Source organism: Labrys sp. LIt4, assembly GCF_017813775.1.
Taxonomy (GTDB): Bacteria; Pseudomonadota; Alphaproteobacteria; order Rhizobiales; family Labraceae; genus Labrys; species Labrys okinawensis_A.
In genome coordinates this window covers 337,591-345,654 of sequence record NZ_JAGIPY010000006.1, presented here as the reverse complement: position 1 = coordinate 345,654, position 8,064 = coordinate 337,591, and the positions used below count along the sequence as shown (strand labels likewise).

Genomic DNA, 8,064 nt, shown 5'->3' with positions numbered 1-8,064 from the left:
CAAGCCGCAAGGCCGGCGGTGATCAGGAGAATGATTGGAATACGCAGCACTTCGACATCACTCGCTTTTCAACGGCAGCGCTTTTCTTCCGATCAGCCCTTCATGGCCCAAGTGTGATCGAGTGTGATCGAGAATCTGGTGCGAATAGGATCGGGCGTAGCCTTCTGGACAAGATATACACCATATAAAAAACAGAGCAATCCGATTTTAATCTCTCATTCGACAGAGAAAGTTCATATTTTACCTAAATGTTTATGCGAGGTAATAAACAATATTTATAAGAAAATGTGTTTTTTACCTATTTTATCATATTGTTCCGGCAGCCTGTGGGTGATAGCAATACGCAGTTCTTTTGCCTTAAAAGATGGGCATTGGGATTCTTGGTTAGTGTTGCAGTGTTTCGTTACATCCTGGTCTGAAGTGCTTCTAAGCCCGTAACGGCCGATGCATCGGGATGAAAGTAAGAAAAACGGAGTAATGAAGATGAGAATGTCTGCGGCGGTGACCGCTTTTATACTTACATCGACAGCTGCTTTCGGTGCCGATTTGGCTCCGTCCTCTGTCGAACCAGTGCCGCCGGCCGCTTTGCCGTTTTCTTGGACCGGGTTTTATGCCGGTGCGAATATTGGCTATGCCTTCGGTGGAGACGATCGTGTCGGGGTCCATTATCCCAACTATATCGGGGATATCGGCAAGGCGAGTGGCAAGGGCATCCTCGGAGGTCTGCAGGCTGGCTACAACTATCAGCTCGACAATATTGTGATCGGCCTGGAGGCCGACATCCAAGGATCCCAAATCAAGGACAGCGTTACCGGCTCGGTCGCGGGGATCCCAGGCAAGGGGCAGTCTGACGTCAAGTGGTATGGCACGCTCCGCCCGCGTATCGGGTACGCCTTCGATCGCTTCCTGATCTACGCTACGGGTGGTTTGGCTTATGGCAACATCGACTATAAGTTGAATTACGACGGAGTCTCGATCAAGGACAGCAGCACCAAGCTTGGCTGGACCGCAGGGGCTGGCGTCGAATATGCCTTCACCGATAACCTGAGTGGCCGCCTCGAATATCAGTATGTCGATTTCGGCGGATATAGGGTTGGTAACGCCAACTTGAGCACGAAAGCAACGCCTGATTTTCATGCGGTTCGTGTCGGCCTGAACTATAAGTTCTGACTTCGGATTATCTTAGGAAATAATGGGAGCAAAGCTCCCGTTATTTTTTTTATTACTTGTTTGTAATATTGAATTAAGATTATTTCTATTATTGTTTGGGCTGTGTGAATCAATTCTGGCGCATGTTTATATGCAGGGACGTCCGGAGTTCCAGGCATGGGAAGAGCGGAAGGCCGAGAAAGAGGAAAGCTCCGTCGCGCAGTCGGCGACCCTGCCCTCCGCTTACGATGTAACGGCGTGGAACTCGAGCCTGTTTCCGTCGAAGGAACCATTCACACCTTTGTTGTGCCGCCCCGGATCAAGGAGGTGCAAATAACATCTCGATCGGGGCTTGTCGCATCCGAGAAGGGGAAAAGAGCTTCTCGTTTTGGGATCGCGATCGGCCGTATCGTGGTGCGCACAGCTCGAATGATACGTGAGGTGCCGCTTGATCATCCCTTGCTTGGCCGTGGCTTCCATCCGTGTGAACGCGACGGCAACCGGCAATGGCGTTGGTCAAAAGGTGTTGCCAACGTGCCGCTGTTCCCGTTGACGATCGATGATCTTACGCCCGTGCAGCTGGAGATCCATCTGCATGCAAAGCTCTCATCCTATGATGTATAATTGAATACGGCACCGAAGGTTTGATGATGATTCAGCCGATATGCGAAAGTGGGCTCATGAGTTCTGATTGCAGGAGCCTGGCGCTGACCCGGATGCAGCTGTTATGAGCTTGCCGCATCGATTGAAGGAGACTAACCCGCTGCGATATATTACCCAAGAAATATTGCTGTAAGAAGCTTTTGAGGAGTAATATAGGTATCCTATTTTATAAATATGTTTAGTTTATATTTATAGGCAGTGATCATGAAATATTCCACTTTCTACAAAAGGTAATATTGTAAATTTAGAAATAAATATGCTTTTATGCCTTGATGTTCGTTCGCCGGTCTTCAGATGAATCGCTCGACATTTAGCGTGCTCCTACAAGGACCGGTTGGCCCATTCTTTTCGGAATTGGGGCAATTTTTTCTGGCTCGCGGAGAACGAGTCATAAAGATCAACTTCAATTTCGGGGATCGCATATATTCCCGGCCGATACCCTCCATAACATTCTCCGGCGGACTAGCGACCTGGAAGACCTGGTTTCTGCAATTTCTCGTGGGGCAGAAGCCGGACAGAGTAATTTTATTTGGCGATCAGCGCCCTTATCACCAGATTGCCGTCGCGTTGTGCCGAGAGTTAAATGTACCCGTCTGGTGCCTTGAAGAGGGATATATTCGGCCTGACTATGTGACGGTCGAACCCTATGGAAATAACGCCGCCTCGCAGCTGCCGCGAAAATTGTCTGCCTACAGCTCGGGTGAAACGGTACCTTCGAGCCATACAGCCATTCCACCTGAGGGCTTCAAGCCGATGGCCTGGTGGGCCTTCAAATATTACATAGCAATGTCAATCGGCAGTTTTGTGTTCAATCAGTATGAGCACCATAGAGATCGCTCACTGTCGAGGGAGGCGTTGTTGTGGAGCCGGAATGCTATTTTTAAGTATATGTATCGTCTGAAAAATGCGCGGCGCGTTATTGATTTAGTGGAGCACATGGATCGACGCTACTTCCTGGTCGCGCTGCAGGTCCATGACGATCTGCAGTTGCGTGTCCATGGCAGGGGATGGACGATGGAGCGGGTGATTGAGGCCACAATACGCTCCTTTGCCGAGAATGCTCCGCCGGACACCTGTCTCGCCTTCAAAGCGCATCCCCTCGATCGTGGGCATAAATCCTATCATCATTTCGTTGCCGAGTTTGCGCGGTTGGCAGGAGTGGCAACGCGTGTTTCCCTGATTGACGACGGGTCAACCGGCCTATTGGTCCGTCATGCTCGAGGGCTGATTACGGTCAACAGTACCACCGGGATATTGGCACTTCAGCGTAATTGCCCGGTGTTCGTGCTCGGGAATGCCCACTATGCACTCGATGGACTGGTCTCCTCCGGTGACGAAGACAAGCTGAATCAGTTCTGGAAGGTTCAATCCATACCGAACCCCAAATTGAGAGATGCATTTATCCAGAAGATGATCTCTGATACGCAAGTCAACGGCTCATATTATATCAAAGAGTTTTTTGATTTAACAATTCAGAATGTCGCTGATCGAATTGATAATAATATCACTGCTTTGCCACAGAAAATAAAGCGGCGAGCATCGAGTATCAGCGAGAGAGGATAATCGTGGGGTTTGTGGACGGCTTGCGAGGTTTCGAGGCCACGCCACAACCTTTGTCGAATTGCAGCACAGTACTCCTCTCGGTTCTCCCAGACGGGCGCATAGAACGCGTGGTGGCAATGCAATCTGCCATGAATCTCGAGGATGATTTTTTAACGCGTGGAATGGCTTCCATTGCAAATGCGCTTCCCATGAACAGAGAATGGATGTGTCGAAGAACAGTGTTTCCAAAGAAATAGAACATGCATCACCGCAGACGAGGTGTAGTTCGGAAGAGCTTGCTGCAGCATCTCCTCGTCCTCTTATATCCCCGGCGATCCTGGCACGCGGACTGCTCTTTCTTGTGCTGGCAGCCGCGATTTATTTTTTTCACGGATTCTTGGTTCCAGTTCTCGCGGCTCTGGTGATCGCCTTTGCAAGCTGGCCCATTTATCGCAAGCTACGCGCTGCACTGGGAGGGCGAGATACACTTTCCGCGGCTTTTGCGATAATCCTCATTCTGGCGTTTCTGATCGTGCCGATTGTTTTGGCCGGGAGTTACGCGTCGAACGAAATCAGGGACAGTTATGCTTGGTTGATGCAAATCAACAGAGATGGCGCAGCAGCGCCTGTCCAGCTGCGGACCGTTCCATTCGCCGGCGCTTGGATTGAAGAGCAATGGAACCGCTATCTCGGCCATCCCGGCGGCATTGGTGAGGTTGTTCAGCTTTTGAGCGGGGACAACATTGGCAATGTTTATCGAGGTGTATTGGCGGCAGGTGCTGGCATATTCGGCTTTGCCCTCAATATCCTCTTCATGATGATTGCGCTCCTATTCCTCTATCGTGATGGAGATCGGCTGGTAGCGAAGGTCGAAACAATTGGTCATCACCTTTTCCCTCAGCGATGGAAGAGGGTCTCGCGCGTTATTCCAGCAACTATAGCATCAACGGTTACAGGAATGACCTTGATCGCCTTCGGCGAAGGTATCGTACTGGGGGTAGCTTATTGGTTCGCGGGGGCGCCGTCACCTGCCACTTTGGGTGTCATCACCGGCATCATGGCCCTGATACCAGGCGGCGCGCCTCTATGTTTTACCTTGGTATCAATCTACCTGACGGTGAGTGGCTCACCCGTTGCCGGCGTGGCTCTTTTGTCTTGGGGGTCTATCGAGTTGTTCGTGGTGGACAAGACCATTCGTCCCAAGCTGGTAGGAGGACCGATAGAATTGCCTTTCCTCCCTACGTTCTTCGGCCTGGTCGGGGGCATTAAAACAATGGGATTCCTGGGGTTATTCCTTGGGCCCGTACTAATGGCGCTCCTGTTCGCTATCTGGCGGGAATGGACATCTTCTATGGAGCGGTCGTGACGCTAATGTCTCGAGCCCGGATATCATTCCGCTTTCGATCATCACATGGGATCCTGGCGCCGCACGGGTTCATGAGCGCAGCTCATTGCTTCGCCAAAATGTTTATTTTTTAGAAATGCATAAACAAAAATTATCCGAAATGCCGAATTGAAAATCGTCATTCAATATATGAAATAATATATGTATACTGAGACATTTCTATTACAATTTTTATTTTATACTTGAATCTCGGTAATATTATATTGTATTTATAATCTTAATTGGCGAGCAAATACCACAACGTTGGGGTTATGCGATGGATGTCGGCTTGGGCTCAAGGCAATTGCTGTTTCTCAGGGCGCTCGCCCTGATGGAGCAGGGGCACTATCCGGGCAGATATTTCTGCGTATCGGCGATACTTCGGCGTGCTTACAAGCTCGCGCCGGATTTGTCCGAACGAGTACCGCGCAGTCGAGAGGAAGAGGCGGGAAATCGACCCTCGCGCGGCCATGAAATGACGCTCGACGACGGCATGACGAGAAATACGTCATACCGGTCGCGAGTCGGACGCAAGAATGAGCGGCAGGTGCCGCAGGAACTGGAAGCGAGCCTTAACCCTTCTCGCCTCCTGGCGTCATTGCATCGTAGGGGACTGGTTGCGAGACGCGTCATTCGCGGGGGCGGCAGTGCGGCCTTGACGCCGGCCGGTCTTGCAGTCCTGGACCGAAGAAACGCCAAGCAGCGGGCAGTGACGATCGTGTCCCACGACGCGGTGTAGTTTGCGGCCTGGCGGCCCGAACCGGTATGTTTCGTCAGCTTGCGAGAGGATCATCGATCGAAAGAACGATGGTTTCCGGCCTCGTGCAGTGGGCCCGTTGGACGCTCCCTTTATCGTTTGCCCCCCAACGGACTGGGCTGCCACCGGCCAAGCGGCGGACAGATCTTTGGCGGCGTCTGTGCCCAGCGGGGGGGCTGGGCGATCGAGGGGGCAACGACGCGCCTATCTTGCTGTCGGCGTGGGCGGGGACATTGCGTATGACGTGTCCGGCGCCGCGCCGCCGGGATGCGTCATGCCTCGGGGGCAGGATCCGGTTTCTCGGGCTCGGCCAAATCGCACTACCGTCCTACCCTCGGTCGAGCACGTCGACTGCGCGCCGGGCGAAGCGGGCAGAGAGCTGGCCGGTTCGCGCGGCGTCCCCATCGGACGCATTGCCGGCCTTGGCGCGAGCGGCGATGCCTTCGAAGATCACGGCGAAACGGAATAGGGCGAAGGCCATGTGAAAGCTGGTCATGCGCAGACCATGTCCGACGGAAGCATAATAATCGGCTTCGTATGCCGCCTGTTCAGGCAGGCCTTCCGCCGCGAGATCGAGACCGAGCATGCCGCCATACTCTTCCGGCTCCGAATGCCAGGCGATGCAGCTATGGGCAAGATCGGCCAGGGGATGACCGAGCGTCGACAATTCCCAATCCAGTACCCCGACGATCCTCGGCTCGTCGGGATGGAACAGCACATTGCCGATCCGATAGTCGCCATGCGCGATGGCCGTTGTATCGCTGGCCGGGATATGATCGGGCAGCCAGTCGATCAGGCGCTTGATGTTGTCGTCCTCATGCGTCTGCGACAATTCCCATTGCTTGGTCCAGCGCGCGATCTGGCGGACGAAATAATTGCCGATTTTGCCGTAATCGCCGAGTCCGGCGGCAGCCGGATCGATGTTGTGCAACTTGGCCAGCGTCTCTGCGAGGGAGCGATACATCGGACGGCGCTGCTCGCGTGCCACGGGGGGGAGGGCCGTATTGTGGAATACCTGTCCCTCCAGGCGCCGCATTACATAGAAGGGAGTGCCGATTATCTCGCGCTCGTCGCAGTAACAGACCATGTCCGGCACGGGGACGGATGTTTTTGCCAAAGCGCGCATCACCCGGTATTCGCGATCAATGGCATGGGCGGAGGGCAGCAACGCGCCGGAAGGCTGCTTTCTGACCACCAGCCGCTGGTTGTCATAGGTTACAAAGAAGGTCGGATTGGATTGGCCGCCCGATATCCGTTCTATTCTGATGGATCCGGAAGCATCCGGAAGTGCCGTTCGCAGAAACGCATCCAACCGGGCGGGATCGAAATCGCCGTCACGTTCGCTCATGACGCCAACTCCGCCACCGGCCATTGCCAAAAGTTGCGCCCTTCCGTCTCCAGCCAGCGGTTGAGCACCATGCGGTGCACTTCGTCCGCTCCATCCACCAAGCGCGCTTGCCTGGCATAGCGGTAGATCCATTCGAGCAAGGTGTCCTTGGAATAGCCGCGCGCTCCGTTGATCTGAATGGCGATATCGGCTGCCTGGTGGAGCGCATTGGCGACTTGAACCTTCGCCATGGAAACCTCTTTGCGGGCAAAGCCGCCTTGGTCGAGTTCCCAGGCTGCCTTCATGACGAGGAGCCGCCCTATTTCAATGTTCATCGCCAAAGCGCCCAGCATGAGCTGGACGCTCTCGCGATCCGCCAGCCTGATGCCGAAACCCTGCCGCTCGGCGGCGTATTCGCGCGCGATTGCGACACATCGCTCCGCCAGCCCCAGCCAGCGCATGCAATGGGTCAGGCGCGCCACGCCGAGGCGGATCTGAGCGACCTTCAGCCCTTGCCCTTCGCCAAGCAGGACATTTTCGGCTGGAATCTCCAGCCCTTCGAAGGTGAGCTCGCAGTGGCCGCCATGTTCCTCCGGCCCCATGATCGGGATACGGCGCGCAATATTCCAGCCCGGCTGATCCCTATGAAACATGAAGGCCGTCAGCCCGTGGCGCTCGTCATCCGAAGTGCGGGCCATCAAGATGAAATGGCTGGCTTCCTCACCGCCGGTGATGAACCATTTATGCCCATGTACGACATAGGTATCGCCGCGTCTTTCGGCCTTGGTTCGGATCATGGTCGGATCGGATCCGCCGCCGGGATGTGGTTCCGTCATGGCGAAGGCGGAACGCACTTCGCCGCGTACGATCGGCTTTAGCCATTTTTCGCGCTGCGCCGGGGTGCCGACAGCCTCCAGCACCATCATATTGCCGTCATCTGGGGCGGCGGAGTTGAACACGACCGGTCCGAAGATCGAGTAGTTCATAGCTTCATAACAGACCGCCATGCCGACGCGGCTGAGACCGGCGCCGCCGTTCTCGGGCTTGAGCTGCAGACACCACAACCCTTCGGCCATGGCGCGGGTACGCAGGGTTGCAAGCAGACCGAGATCGATATTCTCATGGCGATCATAGGAGGCGGGATCGGCCTCCAGAGGGATCAGCTCGCGTGCCACGAAGGCATCGATGCGCCGACGATAATCTTCGACGATCGGCGAAATGTGAAAATCCATACCTCGCGCT

The 8,064-nt window shown here is 54.4% G+C and carries 6 protein-coding genes; 4 read left to right on the top strand and 2 right to left on the bottom strand.

The features are described from left to right. Positions 1-489 precede the first annotated feature (489 nt). The 4 genes from J8I29_RS14505 (at position 490) to J8I29_RS14490 (ending at position 4,720) form a co-directional block, all read left to right on the top strand. Positions 490-1,170, top strand: coding sequence for an outer membrane protein (locus J8I29_RS14505; RefSeq protein WP_245196986.1), 681 nt, complete (start codon positions 490-492; stop codon positions 1,168-1,170). Between the two features lie 237 nt (positions 1,171-1,407). Then, positions 1,408-1,773 (top strand): hypothetical protein, encoded by a 366-nt coding sequence (locus J8I29_RS14500; RefSeq protein ID WP_209432184.1) that lies wholly within the window; start codon positions 1,408-1,410, stop codon positions 1,771-1,773. Positions 1,774-2,106: 333 nt separating this feature from the next. Beyond that, positions 2,107-3,375 carry a capsular biosynthesis protein gene (locus J8I29_RS14495; protein WP_209432183.1) on the top strand — a complete coding sequence of 423 codons (1,269 nt, stop codon included), beginning with the start codon at positions 2,107-2,109 and terminating at the stop codon, positions 3,373-3,375. A gap of 199 nt (positions 3,376-3,574) precedes the next feature. Then, positions 3,575-4,720, top strand: coding sequence for an AI-2E family transporter (locus J8I29_RS14490; protein WP_209432182.1), 1,146 nt, complete (start codon positions 3,575-3,577; stop codon positions 4,718-4,720). Positions 4,721-5,823: 1,103 nt separating this feature from the next. Here J8I29_RS14490 and J8I29_RS14485 read toward each other — a convergent pair. Then, positions 5,824-6,843, bottom strand: a complete 1,020-nt coding sequence (locus J8I29_RS14485; RefSeq protein ID WP_209432181.1) for a phosphotransferase family protein — start codon at positions 6,841-6,843, stop codon at positions 5,824-5,826. Beyond that, the gene (locus J8I29_RS14480; RefSeq protein WP_209432180.1) at positions 6,840-8,054 is read right to left on the bottom strand and encodes an acyl-CoA dehydrogenase family protein; all 1,215 of its coding nucleotides are present in this window, start codon (positions 8,052-8,054) and stop codon (positions 6,840-6,842) included. The genes J8I29_RS14485 and J8I29_RS14480 overlap by 4 nt, the downstream gene beginning before the upstream one ends. Between the last annotated feature and the right edge of the window lie 10 nt (positions 8,055-8,064).